The sequence below is a fragment of the Amycolatopsis sp. NPDC045836 genome, assembly GCF_056431745.1.
Genome location: NZ_JBWKKF010000019.1, coordinates 102,464 through 118,849, shown reverse-complemented (window position 1 = coordinate 118,849; position 16,386 = coordinate 102,464). Strand labels below are relative to the sequence as shown.

Genomic DNA, 16,386 nt, shown 5'->3' with positions numbered 1-16,386 from the left:
CTCAGGAAGCCTTCTTCCGCGAGGACTTCTGCACCGCCTTCTCCAGCTCCGCCCTGGTCATCTTCGACCGGCCCTTGATGTCCAGCTCGCGGGCCATCTTGTCCAGGTCCGCCTTGCTCAGCGAGGACAGGTCCTCCTTGGCCTCCCTGGCCTCCCTGGCCTCCTTGGTCTCCTTGGCCGGTTTGGGCGCTTTGGCCGCGCCGCCGCCGGACTTGCGGCCCTTCACGCTCCTCGCCAGCGCCTCGAACAGGTCCACCACCTGGGTGGCCTGGGCGGGTTCGTCCTCCGGGGTGACCGTGCGCCCGGCCTTCTTGTCCTGCACCAGTTTTTCCACGCGCTCGGTGTAGGTGTCGTGGTAGTTTTCCGGCTGCCACGGCTCGGCCATCGACTCCACCAGCGCCACGGCCATGTCCAGTTCCTTGCCCCTCGGCTTGGCCTTGGCAGGCAGCTTCCGCAACTCCTCGGCCGGGTCGCGCAGGTCCTCCGGGAAGTGCAGCGTGTTCAGCACCAGCACCCCGTCACCCGCCCGCAGCGCGGCGAGGTACTCCTTGCCCCGCATGACGAACTTCGAGATCGCCGCCTTGTTCGTCTTGTCCATGGCGGCCAGCAGCAGCGTGTACGCCCGCTCGAACTCCTCCTTCGACGGCGTCAGCCAGTACGTCTTCTGGAAGTACGTCGGATCGATCTCGTCGAGGTCCACGAAGGCCTCGATGTCGAGCGCCCGCGACCGCCCCGGCGCGATCTCGTCGAGTTCCTCCGGCTCGATCAGCACGTAGTCACCGTCGTCGAGTTCGTAGCCCTTGACGATGTCGTTGAACTCGACCTCCTTGCCGGTCCGCTCGTTCACCCGGCGGTACCGGATCCGGTCCGAGGTGCCGCGCTGGAACTGCCGGAAGTGCACGGTGTGGTCCTCGGTCGCGCTGTACAGCTCCACCGGCACCGTGACCAGGCCGAAGTTCACCGCACCGGACCAGATCGGTCGTGCCATGTCGAGCCTCCTACCCGAACTCGGCGAGCTGCGCCCTGGCCGCTTCGGCCGAGCCCGCGTGCTCGTGCATGTCCTGCCAGGGATCGTCCTTCTGCGCCAGGCGCCGGCGCAACTCGGGGATGTCGTAGGCGTCCGGTTCGGTGCGCCCCAGCTCGTCCCAGTCCAGCGGGGTGGCCACCCTGGCGCCCGCCCGCCCGCGCAGCGAATACGGCGCGACGAAGGTCTGCGCGTAGCCGTTGCGGGCGGTGTCGAGGAAGATGCGCTTGCCGCGCTTGTTCTTCCGGAACTCCGTGGTCAGCATGCCAGGGGCCTTCGAGGCCAGGAAGCCGGCGGCCTCCCTGGCGAAGGCCACCACCGTCTCGTGTGGACTCGATTTGTCCAGCGGGGCCACCACGTGGTACCCGCGGCCACCGGTGGCCTGCACGTACGCGGTCAGCCCGACCGCCTTGTACAGCTCTCGAACCGCCCGCGCGACTTCCCGCAGCGAGTCGACCGCGGTGCCGTGCGGCGGGTCGATGTCGATCACCACCAGGTCGGGGTGGTCCAGCGCGTCCCACACCGAGGTCCAGATGTGGAACTCCAGCGCCGCCTGGTTCGCCAGGTAGACCAGGGTTTCCGGGCTCTCGGCCAGCACGTGCCGGGTGGTGTCGCGGCCGTCGTGCTGCGGCACGTCCTCCGTGCGCATCCAGTCCGGCCAGTGCGACGGCGCTTCCTTCTGGAACCAGTTCTCCCCGCCGACGCCGTGCGGGTAGCGGCGCATGGTCAGCGGCCGCCCGCGCAGGTGCGGCAGCATCACCTCCGCCACCGCGCGGTAGTGCTCGATCACCTCGCCCTTGGTCACCCCGTCGGCCGGGTAGTACACCTTGTCCAGCCGCGTGGTCTGCACCTCGAGGGCGGGCACCTCGCTCACCACCTCCCTCGGCGCCTTGTCCGTCCGCAGCCCCAGGTACCTGGCGTGCCGCAGGCGGCCGTCGGAGGTCCACTCGGCGAACCCCGCCTGCACCACCAGCTCCGGCTCCACCCAGTGCGGCCGCCGCTCGGGCACCTCGCCGGTGAACGGCGAGTCCTTCCTGGACAGTTCACGCAACCGCCCGTGCAGCTCGCGCAGCGTCCGCTGGTCGAAGCCGGTGCCGATCTTGCCGGCGTACCGGAGCACTTCGCCCTCGTAGTACCCAGCCAGCAGCGCGCCGAACCCCGCCCGTGACCCGGTCGGCTCGGTGTACCCGCCGATCACCACCTCCTGCTCGCGCACGCACTTCAGCTTCAGCCAGTCGGAGGACCGGCCGGGGCGGTAGGGCGCGTCACCCCGTTTGGCGATCAGCCCCTCCCAGCCTTCGTCCCGGGCTTCGGCCAGGAACTTCTCGCCCTCGGTCTCGCGGTGCTCGGACAACCGCAGCGGGTCCTCGAAGTCGAAGGCGTCCGCGAGCAGCTGCTTGCGCTGGCGCAGCGGCAGGCTGGTCGCCTCCATGCCGCCGAAGGCCAGCAGGTCGAACAGGTACAGGTACACCTCGATGCCGGTGGCCACCGACGCACGGGGGTCCCGCAGGTGCATCCGGTGCTGGAGCCGGGCGAAGCTGGTGCGGTTCCGTTCGTCGAAGGCGACCACCTCGCCGTCGACGACGAAGTCCGGGCCGCCCTGGGTGGCCAGCGCTTCGACCAGTTCGGGGTAGGCGCCGTTCATCAGCTTCTGGTTGCGGGACCACAGCTGGGGTTCACCACCGCCCTCCCGGACGATCAGCGCCCGCACGCCGTCCAGCTTCCGCTCGAAGACCCAGTTCGGATCGGTGAACGGGCGGTCGGACAGCGTGGCCAGCATCGGCTCGCGCTGGACCTTCATCGGCGCACCCCTCCTAGAACCGGCAGCGGACTATGCGCCCCATCCTGTTCACCGGCGGGAACCACCGCAACGCCTTGAGCTGCCACCGGGGCACCACGCCCAGCTTCGGCAGGTCCTCTTCGGCCGCGAACTCCGTGGCGTTGTGTTCGTCGACCACCTCCAGGCCGTACTCCCGCAGCTCGCGCGAGTCGTCCAGGCCCCAGTGCAGCGTCGAACCGCTCTTGCGCACCACGGGGTTCAGCTTCTGCGCCTTGATGCCCAGCCTGCTGAACAGGTCGAAGACGAACTCGCCGGACGGGAAGCGCTCGACGATGCGCCGGATCAACCCGGCGACCTCGGCCTCCCGCAGGTACATCGTCAGCCCCTCGGCGACGACCACCACGGGCCGGTCGGCGGGCACCTCCTCCAGCCACGCCCAGTCCGTCACCGAGGAGGCGAGCACCCGGTAGCCCTCGCGCTCGTCGAGTTCGGGCCACAGCTGGTGCCGCAGTTCGGCGATCTCCGGGAAGTCCACGTCGAACCACCGCGACTCCGGCGGCGGGCCGAGCCGGAACACCCGGGTGTCCAGTCCGCAGCCGAGGTGCAGCACGGTGGCACCCGGGTGCGCGGCCAGTGCGGCCCGCGCCCAGGTGTCCACCGCCTTCGCCCGCAGCGCCACGCTCAGCGCCATGCTCGGCTTCATCAGCTTGCCGAAGTCGTAGTCCAGCCTGCCGACGGCCTCGGCCGCGGCGGTGTCGCCGAGGATCGGCCGCGCCGACCGGCTGTCCAGCGCCCGCCCCCAGAGCGTGGCCAGCATCGTCTCCTTGGTGCCGCTGAGCTGCACTCGGGTCATGTCGAGTTCCCCCATTCATAAACTTTCACAAGTTTGTGAATGAAGTGTACTCTCATTCGCCGGGCCGGCGGCTGAGCCCTTCCCGCAGCTGGGTGAGCGTCCGCGCCAGCAACCGCGACACGTGCATCTGCGAGACGCCGATCTTCTCGGCGATCTGCGTCTGCGTCAGGTTGTGCACGAACCGCAGCGCCAGGATCTTCCGCTCGCGCTCGGGCAGGCCGCGGATCAGCGGCTGGAGCATCTCGTGGTTCTCCACGTCCGCGAGCGCGCTGTCCTCCTCACCGAGCGTGTCGCCGAGCGAGACGTTGTCGGTGTCCCCGGAGAGCACCTCGTCCAGCGACATCGAGTGGTAGGCGTTGCCCGCCTCCAGGCCCTCGTACACCTCGTCCTTGTCGATGCCGAGGTGCGCGGCCAGCTCGCTCGGCGTCGGCGCCCGGCCCAGCCGCTGCGCCAGCTCGGTGCTGGCGTTGCTGATGGTCAGGTGCAGCTCCTTGAGCCGGCGCGGCACCCTGATCACCCAGCCGGTGTCGCGGAAGTGCCGCCGCACCTCGCCCATCACCGTCGGCACGGCGAAGGAGAGGAAGTCGAAGCCGCGTTCGGCGTCGAACCGGTCCACCGCGTTGATCAGCCCGACCCTGGCCACCTGGACCAGGTCCTCCTTGGCCACCCCGCGCCCGGCGAAGCGCTGGGCGATGTGCTCGGCCAGCGGCAGGTAGCCGGTCACCAGTTTGTCGCGCACCTCACTGCGCCGCGGATCCTCCTTGGGGAGCGCGGCCATCTCACCGAACAGCGGGGCCAGGTGCTCGTACCCGTTGCTGTCCGGCTGGACCGCCGTCACGCGCCCGGCCGCACGTCGGCGCGACGCTTGGCGAGTTCGATGTGGACCTCCTGCTCACCACCGGCGGACCCGTCGACCCAGCTGGCCGCCGAATCGGCCAGGGTGGTCAGCACCCGCCAGCCGAACGAACCGGTGCTCGGCGCCTCCGCATCGGTGGACGGCACCGTGCCGCGGAACCGCAGCTGGCCGTCCTCCAGGACGAACCGGCAGGTCAGCAGGCTGCCCGAGCGCGCGCGGGTGATCAGCGTCGAGCAGGCTTCGTCGATCGCCAGCCGCAGGTCGGCGATGGTGTCCAGGTCGAAGTCCGCGCGGACGGCCAGGTTGGAGACCAGGGCGCGGATGATCGGCAGGTGTGCCAGATCCGCTCCCAGCCTCACCTCTATGTCGTCCAGGGGGCCGATCTCGTCCAGTGCGGGCTGCTTGCCGTTCGTCACGTCCACCTCGTCAGTCGACCCGTTGTCGCGAAGCATTTTCTACCCCGCGGGGAAAAACCCGAAACCCGGTCCGAATCCTCCTGGGACGGGCGTCACGTTGTCTAGCGGGACACACCCGGTGCGCGCTGGGCGGGCGCCGTGCTTAGGGTGCCGGTTGTGATGACCCAGTGACGTGGTGGCACGCGATTCTGATCGCTCTCGCGGGGGTCTGGGCGGGCACCATCAACGCGGTCGTCGGCTCGGGCACCCTGGTCACCTTCCCGGTGCTGGTCGCCTTCGGGTACCCGCCGGTGACCGCGACGACCTCCAACGCGATCGGGCTGGCGCCCGGCACCATCAGCGGTGCCTGGGGCTACCGGCACGAACTGCGCGGCCAGGGCAGGCGGCTGGCCGTCTACGGCGTCGCCTCCTTCCTCGGCGCGGTCGGCGGGGCGCTGCTGCTGCTCGCGCTGCCCAAGGACGCCTTCGAGACCGTGGTGCCGGTGCTGGTCGGGCTGGCCGTGGTGCTGGTGATCATCCAGCCCAAGGTGGGCGGCTGGGTGGCCGCGCGACGGGAGCGCAAGGAGAAGCCGGAGCGGCGGTACGGCCCGCTCCTGCTCTTCCTGCTCTTCCTCGTCGGCATCTACGGCGGTTACTTCACCGCCGCGCAGGGCATCATGATGGTGGCCTGCATGGGCATGCTGCTGTCCGATCCGGTGCAGCGCATCAACGGCATCAAGAACGTGCTCTCCGCCGTGGTGAACGTGGTGGCGGGCACCATCTACGCCTTCGTCGCCCCGGTGGACTGGGCGGTGGTCGGCCTGCTGGCCGCCGGCTCGGTGCTCGGCGGCCTGCTCGGCGCGAAGATCGGGCGCAAGCTCTCCCCGGTGGTGCTGCGCTCGGTGATCGTGGTGGTCGGCCTGGCCGCCATCGTCCAGCTGGTGCTCAGGTGAGCGCCGGGAACGACCGGGCGGCGGCCAGGAACACCTCGTTCTCCTCCGGGCTGCCGATGGTCACCCTGGCGCCGTCGCCGTCGAACGGGCGCACGATCACCTTGTTCGCCAGCGCGTGCTCGGCGAACTCCATGGTCTTCTCGCCCAGCGGCAGCCAGACGAAGTTCGCCTGCGTCTCCGGCACCTGGTAACCGGCTTCCAGCAGCGCGTCCCGCACCCGCGAGCGCTCGGCGACGATCTCCGTGCAGCGCGCCAGCAGTTCCGCCTCGGCGTCGAGCGAGGCGATCGCGGCCGTCTGGGCCAGCGAGTTCACGCTGAACGGCAGGTAGACCTGGCGCAGCGCGGCGGTCACCTGCTCCGGCGCCACCGCGTAGCCGACCCGCAGCCCGGCCAGCCCGTACGCCTTGGAGAAGGTCCGCAGCACGGCCACGTTCCCGCGGCTCGCGGCCAGCTCCAGCCCGTCCGGCACCTCCGGGTCGGTGACGAACTCGCGGTACGCCTCGTCCAGCACCACCAGCACGTGCGGCGGCACCGCGTCGAGGAAGCGCTCCAGCTGGGCGCGCCGGACCGAGGTGCCGGTGGGGTTGTTCGGGTTGCACACGAACACCAGCCGGGTCTTCGGCGTGATCGCGGCGAGCATGGCGTCCAGGTCGTGGGTGTGCCCGGCGTCCAGCGGCAGGGTGACCGCGGTGGCCCCGACGATCTGGGTGAGGATCGGGTAGGCCTCGAACGACCGCCAGGCGAACATCACCTCGTCACCCGGTTCGCACAGCGCCTGGATCAGCTGCTGGCACAGGGCGACCGAACCGCAGCCGACCGCGACCCGCTCCTTCGGCACGCCGAACCGGGTGGCGATCCGGTCGACCAGCGCCCACGCGCCCATGTCCGGGTACCGGTTGATGTCGGCAGCCGAAGCCGCGATGGCCGAGGCCACGCTCGGCAGCGGACCGGCGGGCACCTCGTTGCTGGCGAGCTTGATCGCCCCCGGCAGCGAGCGGCCGGGCACGTACTTGGGCAGCGACTCGAGACCGGCGCGGGTCGGCACGACGGACGGAGTGGACATCGAGGCTCCTCGTGGGTCACTTGGTCGACTGCTGCCACGTTAACCCGGGTGGACGCGCCGGTTGAGGTTGACTCGAGTTCACCCATCAGTGGTTGAGTAGGCGCATGACGCAAACCCACACCGACGACTACCGGCACGCCGACGGCCGAGTGCTCCGCCTGACCTTCGCCGAGCCGGACGGCGTGGTCCGCGGTGGCCTGGTGGTGCTGCACGAAGCGGACGGCGTCACCGACGGCGTGCGCTTCCTGGTGGCGAGCCTCGCCGAAGAGGGCTGGCTGGCGGTGGCCCCGCACATCTACGAGGCGGCGGGCCAGAACGGGAAGCTGACCGGGCAGGACGTGCTCGACGCCACCGACATCACCCTGGCCTGGCTGCTCGACCGCGGGGTGCAGGCCGACCTGCTCGGCGTGGTGGGCTTCGACCTCGGCGGCACGGCGGCGCTGGTGGTGGCCGCCAGCCGGAAGCTGGGGGCGGCGGTCAGCGTCGGCGGCCAGTCCTCGACCAACGACCTGCCCGCGCTGGTGGACATCGCGGGCAAGCTGACCAGCCCGTGGCTGGGCATCTACGGCGATTCCGGCGACGAAACCGGGGTGGCCGAGGTGGAGCGCCTCCGCGAGGTCGCCGCCTCGTCGAAGGTGGCCACGAACGTGGTCCGCTACCCGGGCGCCAACCACCGGTTCGACGCCGATCCCGGGGCCGCCGCCGAAGCCTGGCAGCGCACGCTCAGCTGGTTCGACGCCCATCTGCGCTGAGCGGGAGCGAAGCGGTACGCCACTGCGTCCAAGGCCGGTACAGTTCGGCTTCGAGTGTCACGCAGGGGTGGGGATTCGTGATGGCTGCTGTGAACGAACCGGCGAGCACACCGCCGCCGTCCTTCGGGCCCGCGGCGGGCGGTGCGCTCGCGCCGATCGCCGGGGACGTCCGGAACGTCAAGCACGAGGCCAAGCAGGGCGGCCTGCAGCTGAGCGACGAGGCAGCGGAGGAGCTGCTCGGCGCGCTCGCCGAACTCGAGGCCACGGTCGGCCAGCTGATCGGGGACTCGAAGGAGCTGGACGTCCCGCTGCGGCTCGGCGCCAACTTCGTCGGCCGCACGATGGGCGAGCGCCTGCGTGAAGCCGCCACTTCGGCGGCGACGCCGGTGCTGCAGGACTTCGCCGGCGTGCTCAACGACCTCGAACTCACCGTCCGGGCCGCGCGCAGGAACTTCAAGAGCACCGACGCGGAGGCGCAGGACCTGCTCGCCGACGCCCGCCGGCGCCTGGACGAGGTGGTCGAGGGCGGTGGGTGCCGGTGAACCGCCCCGACGAGGCGAGATGCCTGCCGTACCCGCCGCCCTACCCGCGTGAGCCCGAGCCGGTGGCCGGTGACCTCGGCACCCCGGTGGACTGGCTGACCTACGAGCACCCCGACCTCTACGCCATGGTGCACCGGGACGTGGACCTGGCCGGTGCGCAGACCGTCGCGGCGACCTGGGCCACCATCGGCAGCAGGCTGACCGAGATCGGCGCGGAGCTGCGGGCCGCGATGGCGAAGGCGAGCCGGGGCTGGACCGGCGCGTCCGCCGAGAAGACCAGGCAGACCGTCGAACGGCTCGCCGCCTGGTGCGACGAGACCGGCGACCGGGCCACCGAGGTCTGCGGCTGCGTGACGCGGCAGGCGGAGAACGTGCGGGTGGCGATGAACACCATGCCCGAGCCGCGGACGGCCGGGCCGGACGGCCCGGCGGCGAGGTCCTTCGCCGACGGCCCGCGGCTGGTGGCCGACGACGAAGTGGCCCGTCGCGGTGGTGACGAGCTGCACCAGCAGGCCGCCGACGTGATGAAGCGGCTGCAGGAGGACTCGTACGAGGTCTACGGCACCGTCCCGGAGTTCAGCACGCCGACCGGCGAGACCATCCCGTACCGCGAGCCGGAGGCCCCACCGGAGCGGGCACCCGACCCCCCGGACGATTCGACCGGGGCCAGCAGCGCGCCGGTGGACGGCGTCATCGGCGGCGGGTACACCCCTTTCCGCGAATCCTCGTCGTCCCCGGTGCCGGTGGCCGGTGGCGGCGGCGCCCAGGCCGGCGGGGCGATCCAGGACCCGATCGCCGGTGGTGGGCGCGCGGGCAGCCGCCCGGGTGCCCCCGGCCCCGGCGCCGTCCCCGCGGCCACACCGCGTGGCGGCGGTGGTGGTGCCACGGGCGGGATGCCGATGGGCGCGATGCCGATGGGGGCGGGCGGCCAGCGGCAGGAGGACCTCGAGCACAAGCTGCCGGGGTACCTCCAGGAGGAGGACAACATCTTCGCGAGCGACCTGAAGGTCGCGCCGCCGGTGCTCGGTGAAGACGGGCCGCGTCGCCGTGCGTGATCCGGAAAGCGGCTGGATCCGCTTGTACCCCGGCGAATTCTTCCTGCTGTGGACGCGGCTCGGGCTGGGTGAGCCGCCGTCCGTGCTCGGCGTCCGGCACGTCGGGCGGACCGCCGCCGCGCGCCGGTGGCACACCGAGGCGGCCGACGCGCAGCTGAGCGCCCGCGACCTCGGCACCCTGGACCACCCGGCCCGGGATCTGGTGCAGCTGCTGAAGATCCTCGGCGAGGGCGACCTGCGGCTGGACCTCGACCTGGCCGGTTCGACGGGCGAGGTCCGGTCGTTCTCGGCCGCCGGTCGTCTCGGCGCGGCGACGGCCGAGGTGGTCGGCCACGAGGTCCGCGTCGGCCCGGTGCGGGAGCCGATGCTGGTGGCGACCATGCTCGACGCGCTCGAGCCGTTGCCCGCGGCACCGGGCGGCCCGGCGAACGTGCGGGTGGAGGACTTCCACGACGCCTGCGCGGAAGGCGAACGCGACGGCCGGGCCGGTTTCCTCGGCAGGCTCGAGGACGGCGGCGTGCGTGGTGGTGAGGCGGGCGTCCTGCTGCGGTTGCTCACCCAGCGCACCGGCGGCGGGCAGTTCGGCGCGGACGTGCGCGGCCGGTCGGGACGCTGGTCGCGGGCGGGCAGCGTGGTCAACTGGGTGGACACCGACGAAGGCCGGTACGCGCTGCGCACCCGCGGCGGCTGGCTCACCGCGACGCCGGTGGACCCGCTCCGGCTGAGGGTGTGGGCTCAGGACATGGTCGGGGAGCTCGTCGGTCGCTAGGCTCCGCCGCATGACCAGCGACACCCCTGAAGTGCTGTGGCGGCCGGATGCGCACCGGGACACCAAGATCGAGGACTTCCGCAGGTGGCTGCGGGAAAACCGCGGTGTCGCGACGGACGACTACCACTCGCTCTGGGAGTTCTCCACCGACGACCCCGCCGCCTTCTGGTCGGCCGCGGCGGAGTACCTCGGGGTGGTGTGGCACGACCGGCCCGCCGAGGTGCTCTCCGGTGAGATGCCGTCCGCGCGCTGGTTCGACGGCGGCACGCTGAACTACGCCGAGCACGCGCTGAGCCCCGGGGTCGCGGGAGCGACCAAGGGCGACGACGAGCTGGCGCTGGTCTTCCACCGCGAGGACGGCCTGTCGGCGCAGCTCACCTACGGCGCGCTGCGGGCCCAGGTCGCCGCCGCCAGGGCGGCGTTGCGGGAGCTGGGCGTGACCAGGGGCGACCGGGTGGTCGCGCTGGCGCCGAACTGCCCGCAGACGCTGATCGCCTTCCTGGCCGCGGCCAGCCTCGGCGCGGTGTGGTCCTCGTGCTCGCCGGACTTCGGCGTGCGGGCGATCGTGGACCGGTTCGCGCAGATCGAGCCGGTGGTGCTGATCGCGGTGAACGGCTACGCCTACAACGGCCGGTGGTTCGACACCCGGCCCACGGTGACCGAGCTGCGCGACGGGATCCCGACGCTGAAGGCGACCGTGCTGGTCGACTACGCCGGCGGTCCGCTGGCGGGCACGCACGACTGGGACACCCTGCTGGAGCGGCACGAGGGCGCCGAACTGGCGTACGAGCCGGTGCCGTTCGCGCACCCGCTGTGGGTGCTGTACTCGTCGGGCACGACGGGGTTGCCGAAGGGCATCGTGCACGGGCACGGCGGCATCGTGGTGGAGCACCTGAAGGCGCTGGCGCTGCAGAGCGACCTGGGGCCGGGTGAGCGGTTCTTCTGGTTCACCACCACCGGCTGGATGATGTGGAACTTCCTGGTCTCGGGCCTGCTGGTCGGCTCGACGGTCGTGTTGTTCGACGGCAGTCCCGGCTACCCCGACCTGAACGCGTTGTGGCAGCTGGCCGAGCAGCACCGCGTGACGTACTTCGGCACGTCGGCGCCGTACATCCAGAGCTGCCTGAAGGCGCACGTGACCCCGTCGAAGGACTACGACCTGACGGCGTTGCGGGCGCTCGGCTCGACCGGCGCGCCGCTGAGCCAGGAGGGCTTCCGCTGGATCGCCGACGAGGTGGGCCGGAAGGTGCAGATCTGCTCGGTCTCGGGCGGCACGGACCTGTGCACGGCGTTCGTCGGGGCGTCACCGGACACCCCGGTGTGGCTGGGTGAGCTGTCGAACCGTTCGCTGGGGGCCGCCGTCCAGGCGTACGACGAGGCCGGCAACGCGGTGGTGGACGAGGTCGGCGAACTGGTGGTCACCAAGCCCATGCCGTCCATGCCGGTGTTCTTCTGGAACGACCCCGACGGCACCCGCCTGCGCGAGGCGTACTTCGACGTCTACCCGGGCGTCTGGCGCCACGGCGATTGGATCAAGATCACTTCCCGCGGCTCCGCCGTCATCTACGGCCGCAGCGACTCGACCCTCAACCGCGGCGGCGTCCGCATGGGCACGGCCGAGTTCTACCGCGTGGTGGAGAACCACGAGCAGGTCGCGGACTCCCTGGTGATCGACACCTCCGCGGCCGGCACCGAAGGCGAGCTGCTGTGCTTCCTGGTGCTGGCCGAGGGAACTTCGCTGGCCGACATCGAGCCGGCGCTGCGCAAGGAGCTGCGCAGCGCGCTGTCCCCGCGTCACGTGCCGGACCGCTTCGTCGTCGTCACGGAGGTCCCGCGCACCCTGAACGGCAAGAAGTGCGAGGTCCCGGTGAAGAAGATCCTGGCGGGCGTGGCCCCGGACCGAGCCGTCAGCCGGGACGCGTTGCTGAACCCGGACGCCCTGACCCCGTTCGTGTCCCTGGCGGCCCGCTGACCAGCGGTTTTGCTCCGTTCGGGGGGTGCCTTCACGCGGCCGGGGGGCGGTGTGTAATCTTTACGAGCAGTGGTCGTTCGACCTGGGAGGCTTCGCCTAGTCTGGTCTATGGCGCCGCACTGCTAATGCGGTTGGGGGTAACCCCCCCTCCCGGGTTCAAATCCCGGAGCCTCCGCTGGAGCTCGGCCCGCCGAGCCCCACACCCGGTCGTCCGACCGGCACAACTGAACACGAGCGCCCGTAGCTCAACGGATAGAGCATCTGACTACGGATCAGAAGGTTAGGGGTTCGAATCCCTTCGGGCGCGCGTCTGGTTGAGACAGCGAAGAGCCCCCTGGCAACAGGGGGCTCTTTTCTTTGTCTGCCTCGATGCCCGGCTCCACTCCGAGTGAGCTGCGGCTACTCTTTCGTGGGAGAGTCATCCCATGGGGTCACTCGTACGGGTCGGAGAGGTGCTCCGCTACAAAGCCGACAAGAATCCAGACCCGCGGTACATCGACGGATACCGCAACTTCTTCAACCTCACTCGGGCATCGGCGCCGGGAATGCCTCGGGTCCAGCTCGAACGCGGGATCGATGTACCCGCCGAGGTACGGGCAGTGGATGGCAACCGTCGCCCGGCGATCCTCATTCGCTCGAGCCCCTGGAAGGCGGGGTCGGAACAGACTCCATGGCACGACTTCTTCGACCTGAACGGTGGGCACGTCCGGTACTTCGGCGATCACAAGGTGAATACGCCGGAGAAGGTGGGTGAGACACTCGGCAACAAGGCGCTGCTGCAAGCGTTCTCGGCCCATCAGGCGCCGACACCGGAGTTGCGGATGCAGGCCGTGCCGCTGTTCGTTTTTCGCTCGGTCCGGCGGAACAAGCAGGTCAAGGGGTACGCCGAATTCTGCGGTTTCGGCATCGTCGAACGTGCCGAACGCGTCGTTCAATGGGCGCGGGCCGGGTCTTCCACTTTTGTCAACTACGTCTTCGACATCGCGTTGCTCGATCTCACGCCAGAGGACGATCGAGTCGACTGGGCGTGGGTGAACGATCGGCGGAATGAGACTCTCACCGTGGAGAAAACCCTGCTCCGAGCACCGGCGTCCTGGCGGAGGTGGATTGCCGAGGGAACGGCGGCATTGCCACGACTCCGTCGTCGGGTGGCGCGGGCTTCGCTGCAAAGCTCCGAAGAGCAACGGCCGCAGGTGGACTCTACGGAACAGAAGGACCTCGAACGCATCTATCGTCGATTCGACAAGAACAAGGTCGAATTCGAGAGCCTGGCTGCGGCGGTCGCAGCACGAGTCATCCGCAATAGCGGGGCGGATTACCACGAGGGCTGGCTCACTCGCCCCTCGCAGGACGGTGGCACCGACTTCGTCGGTCGGCTCGACGTCGGCACCGGGTCCGCGGTCACCAAGATCGTCGTGCTGGGACAGGCGAAGTGCGTGGCGCCCGGCACGAACATCAGTGCCGAGCAAGTGGCTCGTGTGGTGGCCAGGCTCCAGCGCGGTTGGATCGGGGTCTACGTGACCACCGGCGTCTTCAGCAAGGCCGCACAGCTGGAAATAGCGGAGGACCGGTATCCGATCATCCTCATCCACGGGCGCATGCTGGCCGAACAGATCCGACAGCTCAGCAACGAAAGTCACGCGGGTGACCTCGACGCGTGCGTGGAGAAGCTGATCGGGCAGTCGTCGGCCGAAGTGGTGCACCGTCGGCCGGAAGAAATACTGCTGAGTTGAACCGCAACTGACCTCACCGACGTCGACGGGCTTGGTTCAATGGTGGGCGTGACTTGGTTCAGTGAGGACGAGCTGCGCGCCATCGCCGGTAACGCGGTGTTCCAGCGGGGTCGCGGCATGGTGGGGAAGGTGGAGGACCTCGGCGGCCTGGTGGACGGGGTCACGGCGGTGGTCGTCGGGTCGGAGCCGTATCGGGTGGGGTTGAAGGATCGCGGTGGGGCGATCGAGGCTCGCTGCACGTGTCCGTTCGCGGCTGACGGGGCGGTCTGCAAGCACGCGGTGGCCGTCGGGCTCGCGTGGTTGCGGGGGGTCAAGCCGGTGGGTGACCAGAAGCTCGTGCGCAAGTACCTCGGTGAGCTCACCCACGACGAGCTGCGGGAACTCGTCCTCACCGAAGCGGCCCGCGACGCCTCCCTGCTGCGGCGGTTGTCCTTGCGGGCGACGGCCAAGCAGGCCGGGACGCTGGGCGGGCGGGTGGACGCCCTCGAGCAGGAGCAGGTGTTCCTCGAGGACGCCCGCGACCTGCTCGACCTGCTCGAAGAGGACCTCGCCGGCAACCGGGACCTGATCCGCCGGGCCGTCGAGCTCATGGCGGGCGTCGCGCCGGAGATCGATGATGACTCCGGGGCCGCGGCCGCGCACCTGCTCCGCGCCATCGCGTTGTACGCGCGTGCCTGTGCGGTGCACCGCCCCGAGCCCGGGGAGCTGGCCACCTGGATCGCCGAGTTCGAGAAGCGGCTGCCCGGCTGGCTGGAGGTGCGGCCGTTCGCCGAGGCGCTCCAGGAGGACGGTCTCCGGCACCTCGTGGACCTCGCCGGTGACGAGCGGAAGTTGCGCGAGCAGGCCGTCGAGGCGCTCGGGGACGTCGACGAGCTGGTGAGCTTGCTGGCCGAGGACCCCCGAGTGGACCACGTCCGGATCGCCAAGGCGCTCTACGACGCCGGTCGCGTCGACGAGGCGATCGAGCGCGCCGAGCAGAGCATGACCGAGCTGCCCGCCACCCGCTGCGGTGACCTGGCCGAGTTCCTGGTCTCCGTGCACCTCGAAGCCGATCGCCCCGAGCAGGCGTCGGCCGTGCTGGAGCGCCTGCTCTGGCGCTCGCCCACCAAGCACGCCTACGACCAGCTCAAACAGCTCTGCGAACGCCTCGGCACCTGGCCCGGACCCCGCAAGCGCGTGCTGCGCGTGCTCCGGGCGTCCGCGCGTGAGCGCCAGGCCGACGAACTGATCGACGTCCTCCTCTCCGAAGGTGAGGCGGCCCAGGCGTGGGACGCCGCCGCCGAATTCGGGTGTTCGCAGTCGGCGTGGTTGCGGGTGGCCGACCAGGTCGCCGAGTTCCGGCCCGCCGAGGTGGCCGGCGTGTACCGCCTGCTCGCCGGTGACTGCGTCAAGCAGGCCAGCCGCGACGGTTACCGCCAAGCCGTGGTGCTGCTGAAGAAGCTCCGCCGCGTGCACGAGATCCTGGAAAGCCACGAGGAATTCGAGGACTACGTCGACGAACTGCGCCGGGAGAACGAGCGCCGGCCCGCGTTCCTCGACGAACTGCGCAAAGCCGGGCTATGACTCGGCGTTCCAGGCGGCGCTCAGCGCGGCCGCCGCTCCGGCCACCTCGGTGACGGTGTGCGTCGCGGTCACCAGGAGCGTGACCGTGGTGTTCCCGTGGCAGTCCCGCCGCAGCAACGCGTCGACGCCGCCCGTGGTCAGCCGTTTGAGCACCCGCCTGCCGACCGCGACGGTGACCGGTGGGGTCGCCTGCGCCGGGAACAACCCGCCGGACAGCGGCAACCCCTGCGCACCGCAGGCGCGGCGCAGCTGGCGCACCCGCGACGCCAGCCGTTCCCTGGTGGCGTTACCCTCGGTGTGGTTGACCCGCAACGCGTGCGCCGCCGCCGCTATATCCACAGTGGACGGTGGACTGGCGTGCAGCGCGCTGCCGCCGTGCCTGCGGACCCGGTCCACCAGCACCTCCGGCCCGGCCACCGCGGCGATCGGTGCGCCGAAGGCGTTGGCCAGCGAGGAAACCAGCACCACCGGACCCCGGGTGCCTGCCAGCCGCAGCGAACCGCCACCGCCGTCGCCGAACGGGTGCCCGGGGCCGGGGCGGTCGCCGAACAAGCCGAGTGACTGGCTGTCGTCCAGCAGCAACAACCCGTTGCGGGCGGGCAGCCTGCTGACCGCGGCGGACAGCGGGAACGGCTTGCCGCAGCCACCGCACACCCCGTCGGCGACCACCAGCGGCCGCAAGCCCCTGGCCTGCAACCGGTCGAGCGCCCCGGCGAGCGAACCGAGGTCCTGGTGGGGGATCCGCAGCACCGGCCGTCCCGCACCGGCTGCCCGCCGGACCGCCCAGCGGGCGATGGGGTAGGTCGCCGCGTCCAGCACGACCCCGGTGTGCTCGTCGCCGAACACCTCCAGGCAGTCGGCGAACGCGTGCAGCGTGGACGGCGCGAGCAGCGCCCGTTCGGTGCCCTGCAGCTCCGCCAGCGCCTTCGCCACGCCCTCGGCGACCGGCGGCAGGCCCAGCGCGGCAGGCCGCCCGGTGGTCAGCGCCGACCAGCCGGGCAGCTCCGTGCTCGCGTGCCGCATGCCGAGGTAGAGCGAGGACGTGAAGTCGGCCCGCGGACGGCTCATACCGCACG

Annotated in this window: 15 protein-coding genes and 2 tRNA genes; 10 read left to right on the top strand and 7 right to left on the bottom strand. The window is 70.8% G+C overall.

Going from position 1 to position 16,386, the window contains the following annotated elements; translation table 11 throughout:
- Position 1 precedes the first annotated feature (1 nt).
- Genes ku through AC07EG_RS31255 form a run of 5 tightly spaced genes read right to left on the bottom strand, consistent with a single transcriptional unit; the run spans position 2 to position 4,965 of the window.
- Positions 2–988, bottom strand: a complete 987-nt coding sequence (gene ku, locus AC07EG_RS31275) for a non-homologous end joining protein Ku (protein ID WP_478256821.1) — start codon at positions 986–988, stop codon at positions 2–4.
- Positions 989–998: 10 nt separating this feature from the next.
- Positions 999–2,825, bottom strand: coding sequence for a DNA ligase D (gene ligD / locus AC07EG_RS31270; protein ID WP_478256820.1), 1,827 nt, complete (start codon positions 2,823–2,825; stop codon positions 999–1,001).
- Positions 2,826–2,838: 13 nt separating this feature from the next.
- Complete coding sequence (locus AC07EG_RS31265; RefSeq protein WP_478256819.1) at positions 2,839–3,657, bottom strand: class I SAM-dependent methyltransferase; 819 nt, start codon at positions 3,655–3,657, stop codon at positions 2,839–2,841.
- 52 nt (positions 3,658–3,709) lie between these two features.
- Positions 3,710–4,435: a SigB/SigF/SigG family RNA polymerase sigma factor gene (locus tag AC07EG_RS31260; RefSeq protein WP_478256858.1), complete on the bottom strand. Its 726-nt coding sequence runs from the start codon at positions 4,433–4,435 to the stop codon at positions 3,710–3,712.
- Between the two features lie 56 nt (positions 4,436–4,491).
- Positions 4,492–4,965: an ATP-binding protein gene (locus AC07EG_RS31255; protein WP_478256818.1), complete on the bottom strand. Its 474-nt coding sequence runs from the start codon at positions 4,963–4,965 to the stop codon at positions 4,492–4,494.
- A gap of 131 nt (positions 4,966–5,096) precedes the next feature.
- On the opposite strand from AC07EG_RS31255, the gene AC07EG_RS31250 reads away from it, so the two are divergent.
- Positions 5,097–5,861: a sulfite exporter TauE/SafE family protein gene (locus AC07EG_RS31250; protein ID WP_478256817.1), complete on the top strand. Its 765-nt coding sequence runs from the start codon at positions 5,097–5,099 to the stop codon at positions 5,859–5,861.
- Here AC07EG_RS31250 and hisC read toward each other — a convergent pair.
- Positions 5,854–6,924, bottom strand: a complete 1,071-nt coding sequence (gene hisC, locus AC07EG_RS31245) for a histidinol-phosphate transaminase (RefSeq protein WP_478256816.1) — start codon at positions 6,922–6,924, stop codon at positions 5,854–5,856. The genes AC07EG_RS31250 and hisC overlap by 8 nt on opposite strands.
- Before the next feature lie 104 nt (positions 6,925–7,028).
- On the opposite strand from hisC, the gene AC07EG_RS31240 reads away from it, so the two are divergent.
- The 9 genes from AC07EG_RS31240 (at position 7,029) to AC07EG_RS31200 (ending at position 15,310) form a co-directional block, all read left to right on the top strand.
- The gene (locus AC07EG_RS31240) at positions 7,029–7,676 is read left to right on the top strand and encodes a dienelactone hydrolase family protein (RefSeq protein WP_478256815.1); all 648 of its coding nucleotides are present in this window, start codon (positions 7,029–7,031) and stop codon (positions 7,674–7,676) included.
- Between the two features lie 80 nt (positions 7,677–7,756).
- On the top strand, positions 7,757–8,218 hold the full coding sequence (locus AC07EG_RS31235) for a hypothetical protein (RefSeq protein ID WP_478256814.1): 462 nt from the start codon (positions 7,757–7,759) through the stop codon (positions 8,216–8,218).
- Complete coding sequence (locus tag AC07EG_RS31230; protein WP_478256813.1) at positions 8,215–9,273, top strand: WXG100 family type VII secretion target; 1,059 nt, start codon at positions 8,215–8,217, stop codon at positions 9,271–9,273. Before AC07EG_RS31235 ends, AC07EG_RS31230 begins: the two co-directional genes overlap by 4 nt.
- The gene (locus AC07EG_RS31225; protein WP_478256812.1) at positions 9,245–10,042 is read left to right on the top strand and encodes an ESX secretion-associated protein EspG; all 798 of its coding nucleotides are present in this window, start codon (positions 9,245–9,247) and stop codon (positions 10,040–10,042) included. The genes AC07EG_RS31230 and AC07EG_RS31225 overlap by 29 nt, the downstream gene beginning before the upstream one ends.
- A gap of 10 nt (positions 10,043–10,052) precedes the next feature.
- Positions 10,053–12,014, top strand: coding sequence for an acetoacetate--CoA ligase (locus AC07EG_RS31220; protein ID WP_478256811.1), 1,962 nt, complete (start codon positions 10,053–10,055; stop codon positions 12,012–12,014).
- An 85-nt stretch (positions 12,015–12,099) separates the two neighbouring features.
- Positions 12,100–12,189 (top strand) — tRNA-Ser (locus tag AC07EG_RS31215).
- Between the two features lie 59 nt (positions 12,190–12,248).
- A tRNA-Arg gene (locus tag AC07EG_RS31210) sits at positions 12,249–12,321 on the top strand.
- Positions 12,322–12,466: 145 nt separating this feature from the next.
- Positions 12,467–13,747 carry a restriction endonuclease gene (locus tag AC07EG_RS31205; protein WP_478256810.1) on the top strand — a complete coding sequence of 427 codons (1,281 nt, stop codon included), beginning with the start codon at positions 12,467–12,469 and terminating at the stop codon, positions 13,745–13,747.
- 48 nt (positions 13,748–13,795) lie between these two features.
- On the top strand, positions 13,796–15,310 hold the full coding sequence (locus AC07EG_RS31200; RefSeq protein ID WP_478256809.1) for an SWIM zinc finger family protein: 1,515 nt from the start codon (positions 13,796–13,798) through the stop codon (positions 15,308–15,310).
- Here AC07EG_RS31200 and AC07EG_RS31195 read toward each other — a convergent pair.
- Entirely contained in the window at positions 15,305–16,378 is a 1,074-nt protein-coding gene (locus AC07EG_RS31195) for an aminotransferase class I/II-fold pyridoxal phosphate-dependent enzyme (protein WP_478256808.1), read from the bottom strand. The genes AC07EG_RS31200 and AC07EG_RS31195 overlap by 6 nt on opposite strands.
- Positions 16,379–16,386: the final 8 nt, after the last annotated feature.